A 21,770-nucleotide genomic window follows, 5' to 3' on the forward strand; every position below is an offset into this window, starting at 1 on the left:
AAGCGCAGATGAAGCTTTATAATAAATACTGTGATGGTATGTATTATGTTGCTTTGCGATTTCTTAAAGATCCTTTCGAGGCTGAAGAAGCAATGCAGGAGTCTTTTATAAAGGCCTTTATGAAATTACATCAGTTTACAGGTGATGTAACCTTTGGTGCGTGGCTAAAAAGAATAGTGATTAACAAAAGTATTGATATGCTGAAGGCGAAAAAAATGAATATGGTTGCTATCAATGAACAAGTGATGTCTACGGTAGAAGAACAGGATGATTGGTCTGTTTCTGATGGAACTACTGTAGAGGAAGTGAAAAACGCAATTGAAAGATTGCCAGAAAAGTATAAGTATGCCGTAATGCTATTTTTAATAGAGGGATACGATCATAAAGAGATAAGTGAAATATTAGATATTACTCCAGTTGCTTCTAGAACTTTAGTACATAGAGGAAAGAAACAACTTCAGGATCAACTAAAACATTTAAGAGATGGGACAGGATATTAGAGAATTGCTTAAGCAAGATAATCGGATTCCTTCTGAACGTTTAACAGAAGGTCATCAGGATCGTTTTTTAGCTAGATTAGAAGAAGAACTTCCTAAAAGAGCAAGAAAGTTTAACTATGGTTGGTTAAAAATTGCTGCAAGCGTAGTTGTGATCTTATCAGTCTCGATGCTAGCGTTCAATGAGTTTGGAAAAAACGGAGGTAATAATACTCAGATTGTAAATGCTGATAATTCAGAAGTAAAAAATGCTACCGTGGTTTTGAGTAAGCAGACGTCTTCACTAGCCGAGATGTTTCCTGAGTATGAAAAAACAGAGAATTATTTACTAACAGGAATAAAATTTCAATTATCTCAAATTAATGTAGATGATACTAATAGAGACTTAGTAGAAAGTTTTATGAAACGATTAGAAAAATTAAATACGGAGTATCTGGATCTTAATAAGGAATTGATAGAAGTAGGTCCTAACGTACAAAGTGCCGAGGCAATGATAGAAAATTTGACACTTAGATTATCTCTCTTAAATAGACTAAAAGACAAACTAAAAGAATTAGAAAAAATTGAGAATGAAAATTACATTGATATACAAGCTTAATCTTTTTGCACTTAGCGTAACATGTTTTTCCGGTGTGTTTGCTCAGGAAAGACTACCAAAACTTAGTGAAAAGTTTGTAGTAAATGAGGATGTTACTATCCATTTAAATACTAGTCATACAGAAATTGTTTTCGAAGGCTGGAATAAAAACACAGTCGAAGTCGAAGCGTATATCGAAGGAGATGACATTAATGAGAATAATAAAGAACGTTTTCTTCAGAACTGGAAGATAGAAGCTTTAGGTAATAGCAGAGAGATTAAGATCAATTCGTTGACAGGAAACTTTTGGTCAGGAAATATATCTTCTACCAACAATGCTCCTACTCAACCAGAGTATAATAGGTTGGAACCAGTAATTTCGGATATGCTAAGACCCATTCTGAAAAATATAGAAAATAATCCAATGCCTAGCGCTCTTTCTGAAAACTTAGCAAGTATGAATTTCGATACAAACAAGTTTAAAGAAAATGAAGAGAAATATATCCAACAATGGGGAGATCAAATCAAGGAAAAGTTTGGAGATAATTATGAGAGTGTTGTCAAAAATTGGACAAATGAACTAAATAAAAACGCACAACAAATTCAACCCAATTCCAACTTGAATTCACAAGATTGGGCTGGAGAAGAGTTTGCTAGAAAAATGCAAGCATGGGCTTCTCAATTCTCGGGAGATTTAGAAATTACACAACGTAATGGTTCCAATGTAACTGTCTATAGATATAGTTCTAGAATGAATAATTCTTCAAGAACAGTACATAGAATAGTAAAGATAAAAATGCCTAAAGAAGCTTTGCTGAAACTGAATATCAGACATGGAAATGTACAATTGGCTGAAAAGACAACGAATATGATTGCTTCATTATCTCATACCAGTTTACAAGGAGATATAATAGATGGAGATCGTACTTTTATTAGAACATCTTATTCTCCTATATCCATTAAACAATGGAATAATGGAAGATTAGCGGTAAACTATGTGAAGAATTGTAGAATTCAAAAGGCCAAAAATCTCAGAGTTAATGCAGATTCGAGCAATTTGTTTATTCAGGAGTTAGAAGATAATGCTGCAATATCTGGTAGTTTTGGAGCAATTACAGTTGCTAATCTTTCAGCATCTTTTTCGACTTTGGATCTAGCAGTGGAGAATAGTGACTTCAAATTAAAACTACCTGAAGCTGCCTTTAATATCGCTTATAGTGGAGTGCAAAGTAGAATTTCATTACCAAAAACAATGGAAGTTAATGCGCGAAGAAATTTTGGGAATGTATTTGTAAATGGTTTTAATCAGACTAGAGATACAGATAAAGTTATCACTATTAACTCTAAATATAGCGATATCATACTGCAATAATTTTATTATAATGTGTTAATTGTTTAAAAGCTCTGCTAATATAAATTGGCAGGGCTTTTTTGATTAGATGTCAATTATCAACTATGTAAACTAAAAGAATCTGTTATTTAATGGTGTTTAAAGGGAAAATATCTGTTAATAAACGGTGATAAACGAGCGTTGGTCGTTAAAAAATAACGTAATCTGTTCGATTATGCTAAATAATTGGTTATCAAAATACAGCAATTCAGTACTTGGAAATTTCCTTAATATAATGTTAAATGAATTTGTATTTAGATTGAATTATTAATAATTTTTTAAGAAATCTATAACAATAAAAATATACATAATTGTCTTTTTAACTATATAATATGTATTTAATCTATGATTCTTACAGTTTAATAATTATTAAACAACTGATTGTTAGTTATTTAATTTTTAAATCCTACGCAAAAATACTATTTTGTGTCATTGATCGAAAATCGAAATCATTTGATCTAAAAGTTGCTCAAATTTTTCCATTAACGGTAATTAAACAATATTATTGTATGGTAATCACGTAAAAAGTTTACCGTTAAATTTCCAGACAATGAGGGCTTTTGTAATTATTTTATCATTCTTTTTCTTTAGTAATGTAAGTGCGTCCAATGAAGATAACTTGCAAATTACTAAGGACGGTTTTATTGTAGTTGTAGTAGATTTTAAAGAAGGTGATAAAATAAAATTGTTTGAAGTAGAGACTGGAGATCATATTTTGTCTAAAACTAGAGGTCAGGTTGATTTAAGTTTATTGCCTTTAGGGAAGTACTTGTTAGAAAACAATGAAGGAAAATCTGTTGTGATTGAAAGAACAGATGAAGATATTGTGATTGAAGAATTAGGTACTGAATATATGGTGGAAAGGGATAGTGAACGAATGGCTGCAACTGAAATCACAGTGGAGGAAGAATTAGAAGATATTTATTACCGTTCTGAAGTGAATCCATTAGCAGTTTCAAGAGAAGGTGATGTGTTTACGGTTTTGGATTTTGTAGAAGGAGATACCATCAAATTATTTGAGGTGGTTGATAAAATTCATGTATTAACTAAAACAACTAAAATTGTAGATTTAACTCAATTGTCAGTTGGAAAATATATTTTAGAAAACGATAGAGGTCAGTCTATCATCATTGAGAAATATGATATGCAGATGGAATATACCGACATTGTAGCTTATAATTAAGATTTACTTTATTTATATAAAATAAGTAGAATTTGGGGAAGACCTATCAGAAATGATAGGTCTTTATAATTTATGGTCATTTTAGTTTTCTTTTTTGTCTAGGTTTTTTGTCATCGTAAAACCAGTGAACAATCCCATACCTGCCATAAAGAAAATCGTACCAGGATATGCCACTTCTCCGTGAACTCCCAAAGAGTAATGTAAAATACCAGCAATAAAGATTCCTGATCCTATACCCATTAGTAATAATGAAAAATTAAGAATAAAGACTTTCCATACAGGAGTTACTCTTTTTTCTTTACTGCTGTAGAAAATAGAAGCATCGGCCCCTTTTTCGATTAATGACATGCGCTCTTTGTTTCTAGCAGCTATAAACAAATAGAAAATACCAAAAATACATCCAAATATAGATAGTGGTATTAGTGCTTCAATAAAACTCATAATTTTTAGATTTAATAAATTTAACTTAACTGTTCGTTTTTCATTATGACGGCACTTCCTAAACTATGGTTACAAAAAAATAAGAAAAAAATATTTTGTATATTTTTTGTAACCGAAAAAGATTCTTATTCGTCTTATGAATAAATGAACCATCAATCAGATCAATATTATATCAACCAAGTATTAGAAGGAGATGCAAATTCCTATGGAATACTGGTGCAACGTTATCAAAGTTTGGTATATACAGTGGTATATAGAATGGTTAAGAATAAAGAAGAGGCAGAAGAAATAGCGCAAGATACTTTTGTGAAAGCTTACCAATCATTGGTTAATTACCGTGGAGAATCAAAGTTTTCTACTTGGCTTTACACTATAGCATATCGCAAAAGCCTTGATGCGATTAAGGTAAAAAAACGGTTTGTATCCACAGAGTTAATCGAAGAGATTAGCGAAGGAGAAATAGGAATGGTAAATGACGCATTAAATTATTTGCAAACCAAAGAAAGAAAGAAAATAATAGCTGATAGCATTCTTAAACTGCCAGAAGAAGAGGCTGCAATTGTAACGTTATACTATTTTGAAGAAAAAAGTGTAAAAGAAATAAAAGAAATTGTAGGCTTAACCGAAGAAAATATTAAAATAAAACTGTACCGAAGTAGAAAAAAGTTATATTCGGTACTTAGACATTATGTTTCACCAGAAATGAATACTAGGAATGGAAGAGCAATATAATGACATAGGAAGATTAGTAAAGGAAGCCGGAAACGAATCTCCATCCTTGGATTTTTTGCAAAATGTAATGCAAGAAGTAAAAACTATTCCAGTACATGAACCTTTGGTGTATCAGCCGTTAATTTCCAAAAAAGCTTGGATGTTTATCGGCATGGTAGTATTCAGTATATTGGCAATTCTTCTATATTTTTCTGAAGGAAATTCTCTTTTTGATAATGTAAATGGTTCTTTAATAAGTTTACCAAAAATAGAAAATCCATTTTCAGGCTTTAAATTCCATAATACTACGATGTACGGAATCATTTTTCTAGCTATTTTATTGGCTATACAAATCACCGTAATCAAAAGAAGAATGGATAAATCGTATTCTGTTTAGAACTTTTTAGTGTTGTAAACCAAAAATATTTTTTAAAAATCAATACATTCTTTATTTTACCTACGCTTTAGTTAGCTTAAAGTATGAAAAAAAGAATATGTATTATTGGAGCAGGTCCTAGTGGAATTACAGCACTAAAAAATTTGAAGGATAAAGATCTTGAGGTTGTAGTATATGATCGCAATCTAGATGTGGGTGGTAATTGGATCTTTTCTGAGAATATAAGTCATTCTAGTGTTTTCGAAACTACACATATCATTAGCTCCAAGACCTTATCACAATACGAGGATTTTACTTTTGATGATTTTGATGCCACAGTAGCGGATTATCCCTCACATGATGAATTAAGAAGATATTTTCAGGCGTATGCCAAACATTTTAATTTGTATCCTTTTATAGAATTTGAAACTGAAGTAAAATATTGTAAAAGAATAAATGAAACGCAATGGAATATTTCGATTGTTCAAAACGGAAAAGAACGATTAGAAAAGTTTACAGATTTAGTAGTTTGTAACGGGCATCATTCTGTTCCTAGAATTCCAGATTATCCAGGAAAGTTTTCTGGTGATTTTATCCATTCTCATGCTTACAAAAAGGCTGCTCCTTTTACAAATAAAAGAGTTCTTGTTATTGGTGGTGGTAATTCGGCCTGCGATGTAGCAGTAGAAACAAGTAGAGTAAGTAAAACTACAGCGATTAGCTGGCGAAGAGGTTACCGTATTATTCCTAAGTTCTTTTTTGGGTTGCCTTCAGATGTTGTAGGAGCAAGATCAGCGTGGCTTCCATTGAGGATCAGAAGTTGGTTTAATGATATCTTACTAAAAATAATGCTTGGTAGTAATAAATTGTATGGACTACAAGAAGTTAAAACTAAATTCGGAGCAACACATCCAACAATTAATGATGAGCTTTTGTACAAATTAAGACACGGAAAAGTGCATCCAAAAGTAGATATTGATAGTGTAGATGGGCAAACAGTATCTTTTAAAGATGGAACTAAAGAAGATTTTGATACTATTATTGCATGTACAGGATATATATTAAAGCATCCGTTTTTTGATTCTTCATTTATTGATTATAGTTCAGGAGCTGTTCCCTTGTATTTAAAGATGTTTCATGAAACGTATCATAATTTGTTTTTTGTAGGAATGTTTCAACCTTTAGGGTGTATCTGGCCTGGATCAGAATTACAAAGTAAATTACTAGCTAACTATTTAACAGGAACATGGAAAATGCCTTCGAATATCAGTAAGCTATGTAAAAAAGAAATTACCCATCCACATTACAGACAAATTGATACTCCTAGGCATACCATAACAGTCGATTATCATAAGTTTAGGAAAGCATTACTAAAACAATTACCTAAAAATTGGATTCATAAAACACCAAAAACACAAAAAGCTTATCATGATTGAAACTCCATTTTCTAAATTTATAAATACTCTCTCGCAAAATTTTGTTCCAGTAGTTAATGCACAGTTTTCCAAAAAAGACTATGCTCCTATAGATTTATCATTAGATAATCCATCTCTAAAGGTAATAGACGTTTCTTCTTCTGCTGCATTCGATATATATATAAATGAATATTTAAAGACACGCAATGCATTAGTTGCTTTTGGTGGGTATAATGAAAAAAGAGGGATTTATAATAGGAGTGAACATTTTAATCAACAAGATCCTGAAACCGAAAGAAATATTCATTTAGGATTAGATGTTTGGTGTGATGCGGGTACAGATGTGTTAGCTCCTTTAGAAGGAAAGGTTCACAGTTTTAAGAATAATCAAAACTTTGGTGACTATGGTCCAACGATTATTTTAGAGCATACGATTCAATCTATTACCTTTTATACTTTATATGGTCACTTAAGTGAAAAATCGATAGAAGATCTCACTATCGGTCAAAGTTTCAAAAAAGGAGAAGTGATTGCACAATTAGGCTCTGCAGAAGTTAATGGTGACTATGCCCCTCATTTACATTTTCAAATTATAAAAGATATTGAGGATAAGAAAGGGGATTATCCAGGCGTATCTAATAAAATAGATCTAGACTTCTATCTAGAGAATTGCCCCGATCCCAATTTGTTGTTAAAGATCTAATACTTCTATATGCCACAATTCGCAGTTTTGAGTTCGATTTGGCCAATAAACTACCTGAAAAGTATGTAAATGCTTTGTTAATTATTTTTTCAATTTTTTAGATCTATGATGATTTGTAGGAAGAAATTTGTGTTTTTAAACGATTAAACAATGTCGTTAAACAGTTTTATTTCGTTTTTTGTTTTTTAAATAATTGAAAATCAGTTATTTGTATTTTTTTTAACAATATTTTTGTATTTGAACGAAAATTCGAGCTATTTGATCTAAAAGTCTGATTTCTAGTTGGTGGCACAGATATTTTGAACTATACTTGTATGGTAAAGCCGTAATAACTTAACTTTAAAGCCCCCGAATAAAATGAAAGTTACAGCCCTAATATTCAGTCTATTTTTATCACTAACGATTTTTGCAAACGAAGATAATAAGCTTACTGTTCAGCAGGATGGTATGACGATCGAAGTTCTTAATTTCGAAGATGGAGACAAGCTTAAATTATTTGAATTAGAGTCTGGTGATCATATCTTATCTAAATCATACTCTTTTATTGATTTAAGTCAATTACCAATAGGATCTTATTTGTTAGAGAATAACGAAGGAAAGTCTGTAATCATTGACCGTCAGGAAGAAGAGCTTATTATAGATGGAGCAGTTATTACTATAGAAGAAGATTTTGTAGTGGAGGCTGATAGTGAATTGGTAAGTGAAGAGGCTGTAAGTGTAGAGGAGGAGTTTATCAATACATATGTAAATAAGAATGATAACTTATTAGCTATTGAAAGAAATGGGGATGTTATCGAAGTGATAGATTTCGAAGATGGGGATAAGTTAAAGTTATTTGAAGTAAAAGATACAGTACACGTATTGTCAAAAACTACTAACGTAATCGATTTAAGTCAATTACCTGTAGGATTATATGTTTTAGAAAATAGTAAAGGAGCTTCTGTAATCGTTGAAAAGTTTACAGAAAGTCAAAATACACTTACAGATTTGTAAAAATCTGTAAAAGTGGGGGGAAACAGGATCTAGGATCCATTAATTAAAGCGGATTGATTTTCAGTCCGCTTTGATTTTTTATAAAGGTTTTAAGTTTGTTATTCGTTTATTATTTCTTTTAAGATGTAGGAGTTTCCCTCTCCATGTGTAAACACCCCAGTAATTTGTTCTTGATTGTTAATATGGTTTATCAGCTCTGAACATAAATCTCCACAGTTTATAGAAATAGTGGAGTTGGTTAAATAAAAGTTGTTTTCCTGATCTAGTTCCACCCAATTTAGAAACGTATCGTTATTAGTATGTAAAGTTAACTGTATTCTGAATTCAGTATCCAAAAGTACCGGTTGCTTTGATAGTACTTCAATTAACTCTATTTTAATACTAGAACCGTCCTGAGGTGGATCAGATATTTGAGTTTTCTTTACTAAAAGATCATGTATAAAACCAAGTTCATACTGAAATCCTTGAATTCCTTCATAACTACTTAAAAATTCTTCTTGCCCAATTTGATCTCCTTCTTGGATTAAGTTAATTACTCCAAGATCTCCAAAAAAGGTGATAAAACCTGTGTCTAAATAATGGTTTACTCGAATTGAGGTGATTTCCATATGTTCATCGTCATCTTTACATGTGATTGTAGTTAACGATATGATTAGTAAAAGAGTTAGCTTTTTCATGATTGATTGTTTGTTATAAGATTCAAAATTGCCCAGATGGTTGCGGGGATGATCTGCTATAAATATTTCCAAAACATAAAAATAATACATAGAATTATGATGTATTGTTTTTTTATGTATATTTGAACTATGTATTCAAAAGAACTTTTAAAAGGAACATTGTCGGTAATCATTCTTAATCTTTTATCAGAAAAAGGAAGAATGTACGGGTATGAGATTTTTCAACAGGTAAAGGAAAGGTCTGATGGTAAAATATTGTTGAAAGATGGGTCTTTGTATCCAGCACTTCAAAAAATGCGAAAAGATGGTCTATTGTCTTGTGAGGAAGAATATGTGGGTAAAAGAGTGCGAAAGTATTACTTGTTGACCACTAAAGGAGAAGAAGAAAAAGTGAACTATCTCGAGGAGTTAAAGGACTTTATGGAGACCCTGAATAAGGTAATTTTTCCAAAACTAGATGTCATATGAGATTAGATGAAGAGCAGGAAAAAAGAATCGAAGAATTTGTAGACAAGCAAGACTTTAGGTTGGTATCTCTAAGAGATGATATTCTTGATCATCTATGCTGTGTAGTAGAGAGTGATCTTAGAGCAGGAAAAACATTCGATCAGTCATTAAAGGACGCTGTGTTTGATCTGGCACCGAATGGATTGATTGATTTAGAAAAGAAAACATTTTTTTTATTAAACTCAAAACGAATTATTATGATGAAAAAACTGATGTATTTAATTGGATTTATTGGATCACTGACGTTAACAACAGGGATCGTATTTAAACTACTATGGTACCCAGGTGCTAACATGTTATTGATGACAGGTTTTTTAGTATTGTTATTAATTTTTGTTCCTATAGTAACTATAGATAGGTATAAAGTAACAATCGCAAAAAATCTATCAGAACGATTAAAAATCATTCTTGGTTGCGTTTCAGCCGTTGTTGTTGGTCTGGCAGGTCTATTTAAAGTAATGCATTGGATGGGAGCAGAGGTGTTATTGCTGGCAGGAGGACTTATTTTTGCAGTGGGATACCTTCCATTTTTATTCTTTACGATGTATAAAAAATCTTTGGCTTAGAAATTAGCTTCAAAAAAAAACTCCCTTAGATATCATTTCTAAGGGAGTTTTTTCTTTATTGTTTAATACTTACTTATTCATTCACAAGTACCCATTCTCCTTTTTCGATTAATGGGATTGCTTGTTTGTATTTTACAGTTTTATTTTCTCCACTCATCACGTGTTTGATAGTAACTTTATCATTACGCCCTATTTTTGGTTGGTCGCGTGTAATAGTTTCTGTTACTTGTGGACGTTGTTGAGTTTGTCCTGCCGCTCTGTTTTGCGCAGCACGTTCATCCATATTGGGAATTTCTTCTTTAGAAATTTCTAATTTTTCCTTTTTACGTACCTGTCGAGCTTCAGAAATATCTTGTGTATTACCAGTTGGTAATTCTCCTTTGAATAAGAATGAGATCACATCTTTATTTACATCTTCAATCATCGCTTTAAACAATTCAAAAGCTTCGAACTTGTAGATTAACAAAGGATCTTTTTGTTCGTGTACTGCCAACTGAACACTTTGTTTTAATTCATCCATCTTACGAAGATGTGTTTTCCAAGCATCATCGATAATGGCTAAAGTGATATTCTTTTCAAAGTCTGTTATTAGTTGCTTTCCTTCACTTTCATATGCTTTTTCTAGATTGGTAGCAACGTTTAGACTTTTAACGCCATCTGTAAAAGGAACTAAAATACGTTCATAATTGCTTGATGGGTCTTCATATACTTGTTTGATCACTGGATAAGCTGCTTCCGCATTACGCTTCATCTTATCCTGATAGTGTTCATAAGCTGCTTTGTAAACTTCTCCAGCAATCTTCTGGGTATCCATTTTTTCAAATTCGTTAGCACTTATAGGGCTACTCATAGAAAAATAACGTATCAGTTCAAATTCAAAGTTCTTATAATCTTGAGCGTTCTTGTTAGATTCTGTAATCACCTCTGCAGTATCATAAATCATATTGGCAAGATCTACTCTTAAGCGCTCTCCAAATAAGGCGTGGTAACGTCGTTTGTATACTACTTCACGCTGAGCGTTCATTACATCATCATATTCTAATAATCTCTTACGTACACCAAAGTTATTTTCCTCTACTTTTTTCTGTGCTCTCTCAATAGATTTAGAAATCATAGAATGTTGGATTACTTCACCTTCTTTTAATCCCATTCTATCCATCATCTTTGCGATACGTTCAGAACCGAATAAACGCATTAGATTGTCTTCTAGAGATACATAAAACTGAGAGCTTCCTGGATCTCCCTGACGCCCAGCACGACCACGTAACTGTCTGTCTACTCGTCTAGAGTCATGGCGTTCCGTGCCAATAATTGCTAAACCTCCAGCAGCTTTTACATCGTCGGTTAATTTAATATCCGTTCCACGACCAGCCATATTTGTAGCGATAGTAACTACTCCTGGGTTTCCTGCTTCTGCAACAATGTCAGCTTCTTTTTTATGAAGTTTCGCATTTAATACATTGTGGGGTACTTTACGAATGGTAAGCATTCTACCTAGCAATTCAGAAATTTCTACAGAAGTAGTACCAATTAATACTGGTCTTCCTGCTCTTGCTAACTCAGTAACTTCATCAATCACTGCGTTATATTTCTCACGTTTTGTTTTATATACTAAGTCTTCTTTGTCTTTTCTCGCAATTGGTCGGTTTGTTGGAATTTCTACTACATCAAGTTTGTAAATTTCCCAAAGTTCTCCTGCTTCTGTAACTGCTGTTCCTGTCATACCAGATAGCTTACCATACATTCTAAAGTAGTTTTGCAAAGTAACTGTAGCAAAAGTCTGTGTAGCATCTTCAATTTTTACATTTTCTTTGGCTTCTATTGCTTGATGTAATCCATCACTATATCGACGACCATCCATAATACGACCAGTCTGCTCATCTACGATTTTTACTTTGTTATCCATAACCACATATTCTACATCTTTTTCGAATAATGAATATGCCTTTAGTAATTGTCGTAAAGTATGAATACGCTCGCTTTTTACGCTGTAGTCTCTAAACAGATCTTCTTTCTTTTCAGCTTCTTCTTCTTTAGAAAGACCTAGGTTTTCTATTTTAGCAATTTCCATTCCGATCTGCGGAAGTACGAAGAAATCTGGATCATCCTTACCAGAAAGATATTCAACACCTTTATCGGTAAGATCTATTTGATTATTTTTTTCCTCAATCACGTAGTACAGATCAGCATCAATTTTGTGCATCTCGCGATTGTTGTCTTGCATATAGAAATTCTCAGTTTTTTGAAGTAGCATTTTTACTCCTTCTTCACTTAAGAACTTGATCAAAGCTTTATTCTTAGGAATCCCTCTATAAACTTGTAAAAGTTTAAAACCACCATCTTTTGTGTTACCTTCCTTGATTAACTTTTTAGCTTCGGCTAGAACAGAGGTTAAATATTTTTGTTGTACAGAAACAATATCTGCAATTTTTGGTTTTAGTTCGTTAAATTCGTGAATATCTCCTTTCGGAATAGGTCCAGAAATAATTAGAGGAGTACGAGCATCATCGATTAATACAGAATCTACCTCGTCAATAATAGCATAATTATGCGGTCTTTGTACCAAATCTTCCGGTGCGTGAGACATGTTATCTCTTAGGTAGTCAAAACCAAACTCATTATTAGTCCCATAGGTAATATCTGCATTGTAAGCAGCTCTTCGTTCTGCAGAATTTGGTCTGTGATTATCAATACAGTCTACCGTTAGGCCATGGAACTGAAAGATCGGTGCCATCCATTCACTATCACGTCGTGCTAGGTAATCATTTACCGTTACTAAGTGTACACCATTACCAGACAATGCATTTAAATATACTGGTAAGGTAGCTACTAACGTTTTACCTTCTCCAGTTTGCATTTCTGCTACTTTTCCTTCGTGTAAAGCGATACCACCAATTAACTGCACATCATAGTGAATCATATCCCATTTCACTTCTTTACCGGCAGCATCCCAACTAGTAGACCAGATAGCTTGATCTCCGTCTAAGGTGATATGATCTCTAGTTCCTGATAGTTCTCTGTCGTATGCAGTTGCTTCAACGGTTATCGTTTCATTTTCTGCGAATCTTTTAGCAGTTTCTTTAACCACAGCAAAAGCTTCTGGTAAAATGGTATTTAATGCTTTTTCGGTCGCTTCGTAGGCATCTTTCTTTAGTTTATCAATCTCTCCATAGATATCTTCTTTTCTATCGATATCTTCTGTAGCATCTGCTTCTTCTTTTAGAGAGTCTATTTTAGCATTGATATCCGCACGAGCATCGTTAATAAACTTTTTGAACTCTACAGTTTTTTCGCGTAGTTCATTGTCGGAAAGAGCAGCTATACCGCCTGCTGCTTTTTTTATTAATTCAACTTTCGGTTGAATTTCTTTTATATCTTTTTTGGATTTATCTCCAACGAATACTTTTAATACAGAATCTAAAACTCCCATGATTGATTTATGGTTATGTGTTTATTTTGAGATATACAATAAGATTCAATTTGTTACATCATCTAATAGTATTTTAACTACTATTTAGGTTTGTTGAATTTGTGGTAATCTCTGTGCCTTACAGGCAATATTATACAATGCTTCACAGGGCTTTGGTAAGCCTAGGGAAGGGCGTAATTTACGCAAAAAAAAAGCCTCTTGCGAGACTTTTAGTACTATTTAAATATTTTTTTAATATTCATCCTCATTCCAAAGATAATCTTCGTCGGTAGGATAATCTGGCCATATCTCTTCTATAGAATCATACGAATCTCCTTCATCTTCAATCGATTGTAGGTTTTCCACAACCTCCAGCGGTGCTCCCGTACGAATTGCATAGTCAATTAACTCATCTTTGGTTGCTGGCCAAGGTGCATCACTTAAATAAGATGCTAATTCTAAAGTCCAATACATATGCTGCTGGTATTAATTTTTTTGCAAAAATAATTTTTTAGTTTAAAAAGTCAAGTAAAAAATTAATTATTTAAACAATAATTATAAGAACGTGATTTTTTGGGTATTACCCTTGATTTATTTTTAAAGCTGTAGAGCATTTAAGAATCTTTTTGAGGAATCCATTTTATCTCTTCTGCTTGTAAATCGTGTGACAACTTTCGTGCCAGTACAAACAGATAGTCAGATAGTCGGTTTAAGTATTGTAAAGTAGTCTCTTCAAAAGGTGATATTTCATATAAAGCAGTTGCTAAACGCTCTGCTCTTCTGCATACACAGCGTGCAATGTGACAGAATGACACGGTTTGGTGTCCTCCAGGTAAAACAAAATGTGTCATTGGTGGTAAAGATTCGTTCATACGATCCATTTCAGTTTCTAAGAGCGTAATGTCTTCAGGAGAAATAGTAGGGATGTTTAGTCTTTTCTTTCCGCTCTTTAAAATAGCTTTCTCAGGATCGGTAGCTAAAACAGCTCCTACAGTAAATAACCTATCCTGAATTTTTACTAATATATTTTTACTGAGTTCGTCAATTTTCTGATCTCTGATAAGTCCTATATGAGAATTTAGTTCATCTACAGTCCCATAACTGTCAATACGAATATGATGTTTTGGAACTCTAGTACCACCAAAAAGCGCTGTTGTACCTTTATCTCCTGTTTTTGTGTATATTTTCATCTGTTTTTTCTTGATTTTCCTTTTTATAATTCGAAATATCTTGCTTAGCTTTTTTAACATTAAGGTAAACAAATACTGCTCCGATACCTACTGCGATCCAAAACCATGGAAAACTCATTTCTTTTTCTTCTTAAAATAATTTTTCCTAAAATCTCTACCGTCTCGTTGGTATAGTTTTCTTTTGTTTCTGGCAGAATTCCAGCGAACAATGAAAAATAATACTGCAATTCCAATAACAAGCAATACCAATTGGGTTTCTTCAGAAAGTGATTCAAGCATGGTTCGATGTTTTGTGGTAAAAGTAGTAAAATAGTAGTGAGTATTCTAGTAGTTGAGTAAGTGAGTATTGCAGTGAGTAATTAACGGTTTATTTTGATGGTTTTTTTATAGAATCAGCCTGCTAAATTCCAAATCTCAAAAACTAATCAACTCACATACTATTTTAGTACATTTGTATCGCTATGGAATTCTCATCAAAATTATTGGAAAATGCAGTGTATGAAATGTCTCAATTGCCTGGTATAGGTAAACGAACTGCGTTGAGATTAGTTTTACATCTATTACGTCAACCAGAAACCCAAACGCAACATTTAGTAAAAGCTTTAGGAACCCTAAGAGAAGATGTAAAGTTCTGTAAAAAATGTCATAGTATTAGCGATGTAGAAATCTGTGATATTTGTAGTAACCCAAATAGAATTCAGGATATTGTATGTGTTGTAGAGGATATTCGGGATGTTATGGCAATAGAAAGTACTGGACAGTATAGAGGATTATATCATGTTTTGGGAGGGAAAATTAGTCCAATGGATGGGATCGGTCCTCAGGACCTTAAAATTCATACTTTAGTTGAAAAGGTAAAATCAGGTCAGGTGAATGAATTGATTTTTGCGCTTAGTGCTACCATGGAAGGTGATACGACTAATTTTTATATTTATAAACAATTAGAGGGGGTAGAGGTTAAAATAGCTACCATTGCTCGGGGAATAGGTGTGAATGACGAACTAGAATATGCAGATGAAGTGACATTGGGTCGAAGTATCATAAATCGAATTCCTTTCGAAAACGCTTTGAAGAGTTCTTAATATATTACCTAATTAAAAAAATATCTCCTGGAACTATCAGTTATCATTCTTAATTACAATGTACGTCATTTTTTAGAGCTCTGTGTTCTTAGTGTACAGGAGGCTGCAAAAGATCTAGATGCAGAAATTATTGTTATTGATAATAATTCTCCGGATAATAGTTGTGAAGTAATAAAAGAGCGCTTTCCCAATGTTATACTTGTAGAGAATAAAGAAAACGTAGGCTTTGCCAAAGCAAACAATCAAGGTGTGGCTATAGCTAAGGGAGAATATATATGCATTCTTAATCCAGATACGGTAGTCGCTGAAGATACATTTTCTAATATTCTGTCGAGTTCAAAGAAACTGTTTCATATGGGAATGGTGGGACCTAGATTAATTGATGGAACGGGTAGTTTTTTGCCAGAGAGTAAACGTAATGTACCTTCTCCTTTAACATCGTTTAGACGTCTGTTTGGAATTAAGCTAGGTAAGGTTAAAAATTATTATGCTGATCATATATCCGAGACTGATATTGGTGATGTAGATATACTCGTAGGAGCATTTATCTTGGTTAAAAAAACTGTCTATGAATCTGTGTCTGGCTTTGATGAGGATTATTTTATGTATGGGGAGGATATTGATCTTTCTTATAAAATTAAGAGAAAGGGGTTGGAGAACTATTATATAGGTTCGATCCCTGTGATTCATTACAAAGGAGAAAGTACAGATCGAAATGCTGAGTATATAAAACGTTTTTACGGAGCAATGCGATTATTTTATCGAAAACACTTTAAGAGTAATTGGTTTTTAGATACAATAGTTTCGGTGGGCATTAGACTTACTTCCATAGTACAATCTTTTAAAAATTACCATAAAGAAAAGGAGATAACTGAAAGTTATTATTTGGTATCTGATAATGAGGAGATAAGAGAGCGACTCATAAACGTTTTACAAAAAGAAGTGCAATTTACTTCTTTGGAATCTGCTCGTGATTTGGGATATAGTAATAACGAACTTATCTTTGACAATGATTTTGTAAGCTTTGGAGAGATTATTGAAGAAATGCAACAATTAAAGAATTTGAATATAACCTTTAAGATCATTCCCAAGGGATGTGATTTTATGTTAGGAAGTGATTTTAGTGATGGAAAAGGAGAGGTAATCACTTTTTAAATAAACTTTAATAAAGAAAAAATAATCTAAGAGCTTTAATTTTATTAATTTCGCAAAAAATATAACTAATAAATACCTTTGATTAAGAATATGGCAAAATTTGAGCTTAAACTTCCGAAGATGGGTGAAAGTGTTGCAGAAGCAACGATAACAACTTGGTTAAAAGAGGTTGGTGATACTATCGAAATGGACGATGCAGTATTGGAGATTGCAACGGATAAAGTGGATAGTGAAGTACCTTGTGAAGTAGAAGGAGTATTGGTTGAAAAACTTTTTGAAGTTGATGATGTAGTAAAAGTTGGTCAAACAATTGCCATTATAGAGACAGAGGGAGAAGGTAGTGTTGATGTGTCTCCAGCAGAAACTCCTAAAGAAGTTGCAGCTCCAGAAGCAGCGGCAGCGGTTATAGAAAATGATATTGCAGTGGTGAAAGAAGCGGTTACTGTAAATGCAACTGCTGACTATTCTGAAAGTTCTAAGTTTTATTCGCCATTAGTAAAAAATATAGCTTCTGCAGAAGGTATTTCGGTGGCAGAATTAGAAAGTATATCAGGAACTGGTAAAGATGGTAGGGTAACGAAGAATGATATTTTACAATATGTTGAAGATCGAAAAGCTGGAAAAACAACTCCTGTAGCTGCAGCACCTAAAACTGAAGTTGTCAAAGAAGTTGCTCCAGCTCCAAAGAAAGAAACTCCAAAAGCAACTCCAGTGGTGGCTTCTGGAGATGATGAAATTATCGAGATGACCAGAATGGGTAAATTGATTTCTCATCACATGGTAGCATCCGTGCAGACTTCAGCACATGTACAGTCATTTATTGAAGCTGATGTTACAAATATTTGGAATTGGAGAAATAAAGTAAAAGGTGACTTTATGAAGAGGGAAGGAGAAAAACTAACGTTTACTCCTATATTTATGGAAGCTGTTGCTAAGGCAATTCGAGATTTCCCATTAATTAATATTTCAGTTTCAGGAGATTCTATTATCAAAAAGAAGAATATTAATTTAGGAATGGCGGCTGCCTTACCAGATGGAAACCTTATCGTACCAGTTATCAAAAATGCAGATCAGTTGAATCTGGTAGGGATGACAAAAGCTGTAAACGACTTAGCGAATCGTGCAAGAAACAATGCGCTAAAGCCAGATGATATTCAGGATGGGACTTATACGGTAACCAACGTGGGTACTTTTGGCAGCATTATGGGAACTCCTATTATTAATCAACCTCAAGTAGCTATTTTAGCGTTAGGAGCTATTCGTAAAGTACCTGCAGTAATAGAAACACCTGATGGAGATTTTATTGGTATCCGCTATAAAATGTTCTTATCTCACTCGTATGATCATAGAGTAGTAAATGGAGCATTAGGAGGACAGTTTGTGCAAAGAGTGAAAGATTATTTAGAAGCATTTGATGCAAATAGAGAGTTCTAAAGAATTTTTTAAATAAAATATTAGATAAAACCATACTACACCAAGTGTGGTTTTTTTATTTCACTGAAAACGGTGTGGTACTACAATTGGATTTTGTTCAAATTTGTTTTCCTGATAGTAGAGATAATAATCGTGATGAGAAACACTATTCTGAGGAAAGTAAATCAACCCATGTTTCTGGTATTAACACTTATGTTCAGTGCTAATATACTTTTGGGGCAAGAGACATTGCTTATAGAAGGCAAAGGTATCTGGGTTCGTGAGACGCCTAAAACAGGCAAAGTTGTCATGAAACTAAATGAAGGAGATGTTTGTGTGGTTCTACAAAAATCAGATGCACAAGTAATCAGAGGTAGGAGAGATTTTTGGTATTACATAGATTTTAACGGTAAAAAAGGATGGGTTTTTGGTTCGCAAACCTCTATAAAACAAAAAGCTTCTGTACACAATTTTCAGCCTTTTTTAAAATACTTTTTAGAGATCTCTTTTTTTAACAAGGATATCAATAATCTTATAAAAGATAAATCGCCTAAAGTAACTCAGTTCGTAAAAAAAGAAATAGGTGTACATCGACTTTTTAATCCAGGTTCAACCTGCGTATTGGATAGCTTTGAATCTTATATACCTTTATTTCTTCCGATAGGTCCTCTTACATTATTTGAAAATCAACCACCTAAAGATGGTTTTTGTGATAATAGTAAAGAAGCAGATGGAGTGTATTACAGTAAAATAGATGAATTTCCTACCTTTTACGATATGGGAAAAGATACTGCAGGACAAATTGATATTCCAAAAAAATATCATGACAGTGAGAAAATTAAGGTAGATATTTTAAAAGACAAAAGCATTATCAAAACTATGTATTTTATAACGGCAGATGATAATTGGTGGCTTGTTTTGATGGATGATTGCGACTGTTCGGCTTAGTTTTGATAAGAGTATGATCTGGAGAAGGTTCCTTATATAAGTATGCTTTTGTTAATTTGTTGTAACAAAAGCGCTACAATGTGCACTAATTATATAGATAGTAGTTCTTAACGCTAAATTTTTATAGTATGGATATTAATGAAGCAGTGAAGTTTTTTAAGAATCTTATTACTGAAACAGAGGATGCATCTGAAGTGAAAACATATAAGAAGTTTGTGAATGTATTGTCGCAATTAGCGTCTAGAGATCTTTCTAATGAGCAATTGGATGGTATACATGACAAGCTAGAAACTATTGTCATTGAAGTTAAAAGGGAAGAAAGAAAAAAATATTTTAAAAAGAAACTTTCCGAGTTCATCAAATATGTTAAAGAACAACTTTCCCTGATTTCTAGTGAGCATTATATGACGATTTTCATGAGTATAGGAATGTTATTAGGAATGAGTATGGGGATGGTTTTTGGACTCGTTTTTGGATCTGATAAGTCAAACGGTCTGGTTTTTGGCATGAGCTTCGGTATGCCAATCGGAATGTCTATTGGTTTAGCAATTGGTGCTGCTATGGATCAAAAAGCTAAAAAAGAGGGCAAAGTTTTGAGTGTTAAGTGTGAGTAAGAAATTTGCCTATATAACAGATGTGCACTTAGACGAGGAGTTTCCAAAGTCTAAAGGTGTAGATGCTAGAAAAAACTGGGAAAAAGTCCTTGAGGATATATCCAAAAGAGGCATTACACAAATTGTCATAGGTGGAGACATAGGAGCAAGGGATTCTCTATCTTGGTTTTTTAAATCGTTAGAACCATATGATTGGTTCATTTCATTAGGAAATCACGATAGTTTTTCTTCAATATTTCCTTATTGGAAAGAACAACAAGTTGTTGCTGTTGATACTTCTTTTTATAGTATAGAAACAGATTTCTTTAAATATATCTTCTTAGATTCGAGTAAAGAAATAGTAGATCAGGAACAACTGGATTGGTTTCAAAAGGAATCAATAATTTCAAAAAAGATTGTACTATTTGTTCATCATCCTATTCTGCCCGTTTCCACACTCACGGATAAAAAGTTTTTTCTTGAAGGAAGAGAAAAAATACGATCAATATTACATCAAATTCCTAATGATGTTTTTATCTTTTCTGGTCACTATCATATGCAGGATAATCGTTTGGATAAGAATATTAATCAATATATTACTCCTGCAGTATCCTATCAAGTAGAAAAAGATCCTGATGAGGTAAAAATTAATAATGATTCATTTGGGTATAGAATCATTGAATTAGAAAAGGATCAATTATTTGCTGAAGTTATTTTATTTTAGGATTAGCGAATAATTAAATAATTTTTAATCTTTATGGATCTATTTTAAAAATATGTACAAAGGACTAAAAGCTTCATCAATAATAATATCCGATAACATATTTCCATCAATATCAAATTCAAAAATACCAGCCTTAAATGTTTGATCAGCATAGGTAAGGTAAGTTGAAATCAGGACAGTATTTTTGTCAAAATCAAAAACACTATCAATTATCGAAATACCTGCAATATTATTGTTTGATTTGTAATCATTAAATGCGACAAAAAAGTCGATGACTTTGTTTGTTTTCGTTTCTAGATTATAAACGGCAGGGTAATATGCATAAGGACCTGGTTGTGCAAGCGGTTGAAGGTAGTAGACACTATTTTCTTTATACAATCCGTAATCAATTCCTTCTATACCAGCTTCTATGGTGTATTCTTTGGTTAATTCCATGTCGTTTAAAGTATATAAGCCAAAAGTAAAAGAAAACCCATGTCTTAGAAATAGATTTCCAGAATTATCAGTGGATATAAATTGAACTTGGGAGTCAAACTTCAGTGTTTTTACGATTGTATTATCAATTGTGTTTAATACAGATACATAATGCGAAGTATCTAAGTTTTCTGTTAGTGAATAGGCTATGATTAACCTATTTTGAGAGTATAATAAGCCATACACCCAATCAGCCTTGCCTATTAGAATATCAACTTCTGTAGAAGTAGCAATATCTTCAGCTCTAATATACAGGTCATTTGATATTAATGGTTTTTCGTATGCAGTAAATATGGTACTACCAGAATTTTCATTTAAAAAAACAGACTCTCCATCTGATGGATCAAAGAAATTTTCTCTGGTGATAATATTGTTTGTATTTATATCTTTAATCCAAAGTGATTGCAGTTGGTAAAAAGAAAGTAGATTTTCTTTAAAATTTACAGCATTGAAAAAAGGTGGAGTTTGATCCGTAATATTTTTTAATTCACCAGATTGTGATTCTTTACTAAAATCATATTGAAATGTATTCTCGTTAGTATCTCTTCCAATAACTAAAAAAGAAGATATATCCTGTAGATCATCAACAGTGTCCTCATCAGGATTATCAATAGTGTCTTCTTCCATACTGTTATTATCGTTGTCCGAACTACAGGATAATGAAACTATTGTAATTAAGCTAAGTACTAATTTTAGTGAGAAATTTTTTATCATTTTTAGTTTAATTTATTTGCGCAAATATATAA

Annotated in this window: 24 protein-coding genes; 17 read left to right on the plus strand and 7 right to left on the minus strand. The window is 32.7% G+C overall.

Features of this window, described 5'->3' with window-relative positions; all coding sequences use genetic code 11:
• The first annotated feature begins 8 nt into the window (after positions 1–8).
• From ABD077_RS16890 to ABD077_RS16905, 4 genes are all read left to right on the plus strand, one after another.
• Complete coding sequence (locus ABD077_RS16890) at positions 9–500, plus strand: RNA polymerase sigma factor (RefSeq protein ID WP_425545888.1); 492 nt, start codon at positions 9–11, stop codon at positions 498–500.
• Positions 484–1,095, plus strand: a complete 612-nt coding sequence (locus ABD077_RS16895) for a hypothetical protein (RefSeq protein WP_343913424.1) — start codon at positions 484–486, stop codon at positions 1,093–1,095. Before ABD077_RS16890 ends, ABD077_RS16895 begins: the two co-directional genes overlap by 17 nt.
• Positions 1,067–2,446: a hypothetical protein gene (locus ABD077_RS16900; protein ID WP_343913425.1), complete on the plus strand. Its 1,380-nt coding sequence runs from the start codon at positions 1,067–1,069 to the stop codon at positions 2,444–2,446. Before ABD077_RS16895 ends, ABD077_RS16900 begins: the two co-directional genes overlap by 29 nt.
• Positions 2,447–3,014: 568 nt before the next feature.
• On the plus strand, positions 3,015–3,647 hold the full coding sequence (locus tag ABD077_RS16905; RefSeq protein WP_343913426.1) for a hypothetical protein: 633 nt from the start codon (positions 3,015–3,017) through the stop codon (positions 3,645–3,647).
• Positions 3,648–3,728: 81 nt separating this feature from the next.
• Here the strand turns inward: ABD077_RS16905 and ABD077_RS16910 are convergent, their stop codons facing one another.
• Positions 3,729–4,088 carry a DUF6249 domain-containing protein gene (locus ABD077_RS16910; RefSeq protein ID WP_343913427.1) on the minus strand — a complete coding sequence of 120 codons (360 nt, stop codon included), beginning with the start codon at positions 4,086–4,088 and terminating at the stop codon, positions 3,729–3,731.
• A 144-nt stretch (positions 4,089–4,232) separates the two neighbouring features.
• Between ABD077_RS16910 and ABD077_RS16915 the strand changes: the two genes are divergently transcribed.
• The 5 genes from ABD077_RS16915 (at position 4,233) to ABD077_RS16935 (ending at position 8,286) form a co-directional block, all read left to right on the plus strand.
• Positions 4,233–4,820 carry an RNA polymerase sigma factor gene (locus ABD077_RS16915; protein WP_343913428.1) on the plus strand — a complete coding sequence of 196 codons (588 nt, stop codon included), beginning with the start codon at positions 4,233–4,235 and terminating at the stop codon, positions 4,818–4,820.
• Positions 4,804–5,196, plus strand: coding sequence for a hypothetical protein (locus ABD077_RS16920; RefSeq protein WP_343913429.1), 393 nt, complete (start codon positions 4,804–4,806; stop codon positions 5,194–5,196). The genes ABD077_RS16915 and ABD077_RS16920 overlap by 17 nt, the downstream gene beginning before the upstream one ends.
• 83 nt (positions 5,197–5,279) lie before the next feature.
• Positions 5,280–6,611, plus strand: a complete 1,332-nt coding sequence (locus ABD077_RS16925) for a flavin-containing monooxygenase (RefSeq protein ID WP_343913430.1) — start codon at positions 5,280–5,282, stop codon at positions 6,609–6,611.
• The gene (locus ABD077_RS16930; RefSeq protein ID WP_343913431.1) at positions 6,604–7,293 is read left to right on the plus strand and encodes a peptidoglycan DD-metalloendopeptidase family protein; all 690 of its coding nucleotides are present in this window, start codon (positions 6,604–6,606) and stop codon (positions 7,291–7,293) included. The genes ABD077_RS16925 and ABD077_RS16930 overlap by 8 nt, the downstream gene beginning before the upstream one ends.
• A 357-nt stretch (positions 7,294–7,650) precedes the next feature.
• Positions 7,651–8,286, plus strand: coding sequence for a hypothetical protein (locus tag ABD077_RS16935; protein WP_343913432.1), 636 nt, complete (start codon positions 7,651–7,653; stop codon positions 8,284–8,286).
• Positions 8,287–8,384: 98 nt separating this feature from the next.
• Here ABD077_RS16935 and ABD077_RS16940 read toward each other — a convergent pair whose 3' ends face one another.
• Positions 8,385–8,963, minus strand: coding sequence for a DUF4377 domain-containing protein (locus ABD077_RS16940; protein WP_343913433.1), 579 nt, complete (start codon positions 8,961–8,963; stop codon positions 8,385–8,387).
• Between the two features lie 129 nt (positions 8,964–9,092).
• Between ABD077_RS16940 and ABD077_RS16945 the strand changes: the two genes are divergently transcribed.
• Both ABD077_RS16945 and ABD077_RS16950 read left to right on the plus strand, forming a co-directional pair.
• The gene (locus tag ABD077_RS16945; RefSeq protein WP_299606680.1) at positions 9,093–9,431 is read left to right on the plus strand and encodes a PadR family transcriptional regulator; all 339 of its coding nucleotides are present in this window, start codon (positions 9,093–9,095) and stop codon (positions 9,429–9,431) included.
• The gene (locus ABD077_RS16950) at positions 9,428–10,036 is read left to right on the plus strand and encodes a hypothetical protein (protein ID WP_343913434.1); all 609 of its coding nucleotides are present in this window, start codon (positions 9,428–9,430) and stop codon (positions 10,034–10,036) included. The genes ABD077_RS16945 and ABD077_RS16950 overlap by 4 nt, the downstream gene beginning before the upstream one ends.
• A gap of 73 nt (positions 10,037–10,109) precedes the next feature.
• On the opposite strand, the gene secA is transcribed toward ABD077_RS16950, so the two are convergent.
• From secA to ABD077_RS16970, 4 genes are all read right to left on the minus strand, one after another.
• Complete coding sequence (gene secA / locus ABD077_RS16955) at positions 10,110–13,466, minus strand: preprotein translocase subunit SecA (protein WP_343913435.1); 3,357 nt, start codon at positions 13,464–13,466, stop codon at positions 10,110–10,112.
• A gap of 231 nt (positions 13,467–13,697) precedes the next feature.
• Positions 13,698–13,919 (minus strand): DUF2795 domain-containing protein, encoded by a 222-nt coding sequence (locus ABD077_RS16960; protein WP_006989959.1) that lies wholly within the window; start codon positions 13,917–13,919, stop codon positions 13,698–13,700.
• A 140-nt stretch (positions 13,920–14,059) separates the two neighbouring features.
• A complete protein-coding gene (locus ABD077_RS16965) occupies positions 14,060–14,635 on the minus strand; it encodes a cob(I)yrinic acid a,c-diamide adenosyltransferase (RefSeq protein WP_343913436.1) in 576 nt (191 codons plus the stop codon).
• A 114-nt stretch (positions 14,636–14,749) separates the two neighbouring features.
• The gene (locus tag ABD077_RS16970) at positions 14,750–14,914 is read right to left on the minus strand and encodes a hypothetical protein (protein WP_299898887.1); all 165 of its coding nucleotides are present in this window, start codon (positions 14,912–14,914) and stop codon (positions 14,750–14,752) included.
• A 182-nt stretch (positions 14,915–15,096) separates the two neighbouring features.
• Here ABD077_RS16970 and recR point away from each other — a divergent pair, with 182 nt between their 5' ends.
• From recR to ABD077_RS17000, 6 genes are all read left to right on the plus strand, one after another.
• A complete protein-coding gene (gene recR, locus ABD077_RS16975) occupies positions 15,097–15,717 on the plus strand; it encodes a recombination mediator RecR (RefSeq protein WP_343913437.1) in 621 nt (206 codons plus the stop codon).
• 45 nt (positions 15,718–15,762) lie between these two features.
• Positions 15,763–16,872, plus strand: a complete 1,110-nt coding sequence (locus ABD077_RS16980) for a glycosyltransferase family 2 protein (RefSeq protein WP_343913820.1) — start codon at positions 15,763–15,765, stop codon at positions 16,870–16,872.
• A 90-nt stretch (positions 16,873–16,962) separates the two neighbouring features.
• Positions 16,963–18,306 carry a dihydrolipoamide acetyltransferase family protein gene (locus tag ABD077_RS16985; RefSeq protein WP_343913438.1) on the plus strand — a complete coding sequence of 448 codons (1,344 nt, stop codon included), beginning with the start codon at positions 16,963–16,965 and terminating at the stop codon, positions 18,304–18,306.
• A gap of 135 nt (positions 18,307–18,441) precedes the next feature.
• Positions 18,442–19,233: an SH3 domain-containing protein gene (locus ABD077_RS16990; protein WP_343913439.1), complete on the plus strand. Its 792-nt coding sequence runs from the start codon at positions 18,442–18,444 to the stop codon at positions 19,231–19,233.
• A gap of 128 nt (positions 19,234–19,361) precedes the next feature.
• A complete protein-coding gene (locus ABD077_RS16995) occupies positions 19,362–19,847 on the plus strand; it encodes a hypothetical protein (protein WP_343913440.1) in 486 nt (161 codons plus the stop codon).
• Positions 19,840–20,550: a metallophosphoesterase family protein gene (locus ABD077_RS17000; RefSeq protein ID WP_343913441.1), complete on the plus strand. Its 711-nt coding sequence runs from the start codon at positions 19,840–19,842 to the stop codon at positions 20,548–20,550. Before ABD077_RS16995 ends, ABD077_RS17000 begins: the two co-directional genes overlap by 8 nt.
• 39 nt (positions 20,551–20,589) lie before the next feature.
• Here the strand turns inward: ABD077_RS17000 and ABD077_RS17005 are convergent, their stop codons facing one another.
• Positions 20,590–21,738 (minus strand): hypothetical protein, encoded by a 1,149-nt coding sequence (locus ABD077_RS17005; protein ID WP_343913442.1) that lies wholly within the window; start codon positions 21,736–21,738, stop codon positions 20,590–20,592.
• Positions 21,739–21,770 lie beyond the last annotated feature (32 nt).

It is taken from the genome of Aquimarina litoralis, assembly GCF_039523995.1.
GTDB classification, from domain to species: domain Bacteria; phylum Bacteroidota; class Bacteroidia; order Flavobacteriales; family Flavobacteriaceae; genus Aquimarina; species Aquimarina litoralis.

Bases quoted from the DNA above. Each gene is read 5' to 3' on its own strand.
- secA (WP_343913435.1), bottom strand. From the start codon at position 13,466: ATGGGAGTTTTAGATTCTGTATTAAAAGTATTCGTTGGAGATAAATCC.
- ABD077_RS16945 (WP_299606680.1), top strand. From the start codon at position 9,093: ATGTATTCAAAAGAACTTTTAAAAGGAACATTGTCGGTAATCATTCTT.
- ABD077_RS16895 (WP_343913424.1), top strand. From the start codon at position 484: ATGGGACAGGATATTAGAGAATTGCTTAAGCAAGATAATCGGATTCCT.
- ABD077_RS16920 (WP_343913429.1), top strand. From the start codon at position 4,804: ATGGAAGAGCAATATAATGACATAGGAAGATTAGTAAAGGAAGCCGGA.
- ABD077_RS16950 (WP_343913434.1), top strand. From the start codon at position 9,428: ATGAGATTAGATGAAGAGCAGGAAAAAAGAATCGAAGAATTTGTAGAC.
- ABD077_RS16915 (WP_343913428.1), top strand. From the start codon at position 4,233: ATGAACCATCAATCAGATCAATATTATATCAACCAAGTATTAGAAGGA.
- ABD077_RS16995 (WP_343913440.1), top strand. From the start codon at position 19,362: ATGGATATTAATGAAGCAGTGAAGTTTTTTAAGAATCTTATTACTGAA.
- recR (WP_343913437.1), top strand. From the start codon at position 15,097: ATGGAATTCTCATCAAAATTATTGGAAAATGCAGTGTATGAAATGTCT.
- ABD077_RS16970 (WP_299898887.1), bottom strand. From the start codon at position 14,914: ATGCTTGAATCACTTTCTGAAGAAACCCAATTGGTATTGCTTGTTATT.
- ABD077_RS16910 (WP_343913427.1), bottom strand. From the start codon at position 4,088: ATGAGTTTTATTGAAGCACTAATACCACTATCTATATTTGGATGTATT.
- ABD077_RS16890 (WP_425545888.1), top strand. From the start codon at position 9: ATGAAGCTTTATAATAAATACTGTGATGGTATGTATTATGTTGCTTTG.
- ABD077_RS17005 (WP_343913442.1), bottom strand. From the start codon at position 21,738: ATGATAAAAAATTTCTCACTAAAATTAGTACTTAGCTTAATTACAATA.
- ABD077_RS16960 (WP_006989959.1), bottom strand. From the start codon at position 13,919: ATGTATTGGACTTTAGAATTAGCATCTTATTTAAGTGATGCACCTTGG.
- ABD077_RS16935 (WP_343913432.1), top strand. From the start codon at position 7,651: ATGAAAGTTACAGCCCTAATATTCAGTCTATTTTTATCACTAACGATT.
- ABD077_RS16930 (WP_343913431.1), top strand. From the start codon at position 6,604: ATGATTGAAACTCCATTTTCTAAATTTATAAATACTCTCTCGCAAAAT.
- ABD077_RS16965 (WP_343913436.1), bottom strand. From the start codon at position 14,635: ATGAAAATATACACAAAAACAGGAGATAAAGGTACAACAGCGCTTTTT.
- ABD077_RS16905 (WP_343913426.1), top strand. From the start codon at position 3,015: ATGAGGGCTTTTGTAATTATTTTATCATTCTTTTTCTTTAGTAATGTA.
- ABD077_RS16990 (WP_343913439.1), top strand. From the start codon at position 18,442: ATGAGAAACACTATTCTGAGGAAAGTAAATCAACCCATGTTTCTGGTA.
- ABD077_RS16925 (WP_343913430.1), top strand. From the start codon at position 5,280: ATGAAAAAAAGAATATGTATTATTGGAGCAGGTCCTAGTGGAATTACA.
- ABD077_RS16985 (WP_343913438.1), top strand. From the start codon at position 16,963: ATGGCAAAATTTGAGCTTAAACTTCCGAAGATGGGTGAAAGTGTTGCA.
- ABD077_RS16940 (WP_343913433.1), bottom strand. From the start codon at position 8,963: ATGAAAAAGCTAACTCTTTTACTAATCATATCGTTAACTACAATCACA.
- ABD077_RS16900 (WP_343913425.1), top strand. From the start codon at position 1,067: ATGAAAATTACATTGATATACAAGCTTAATCTTTTTGCACTTAGCGTA.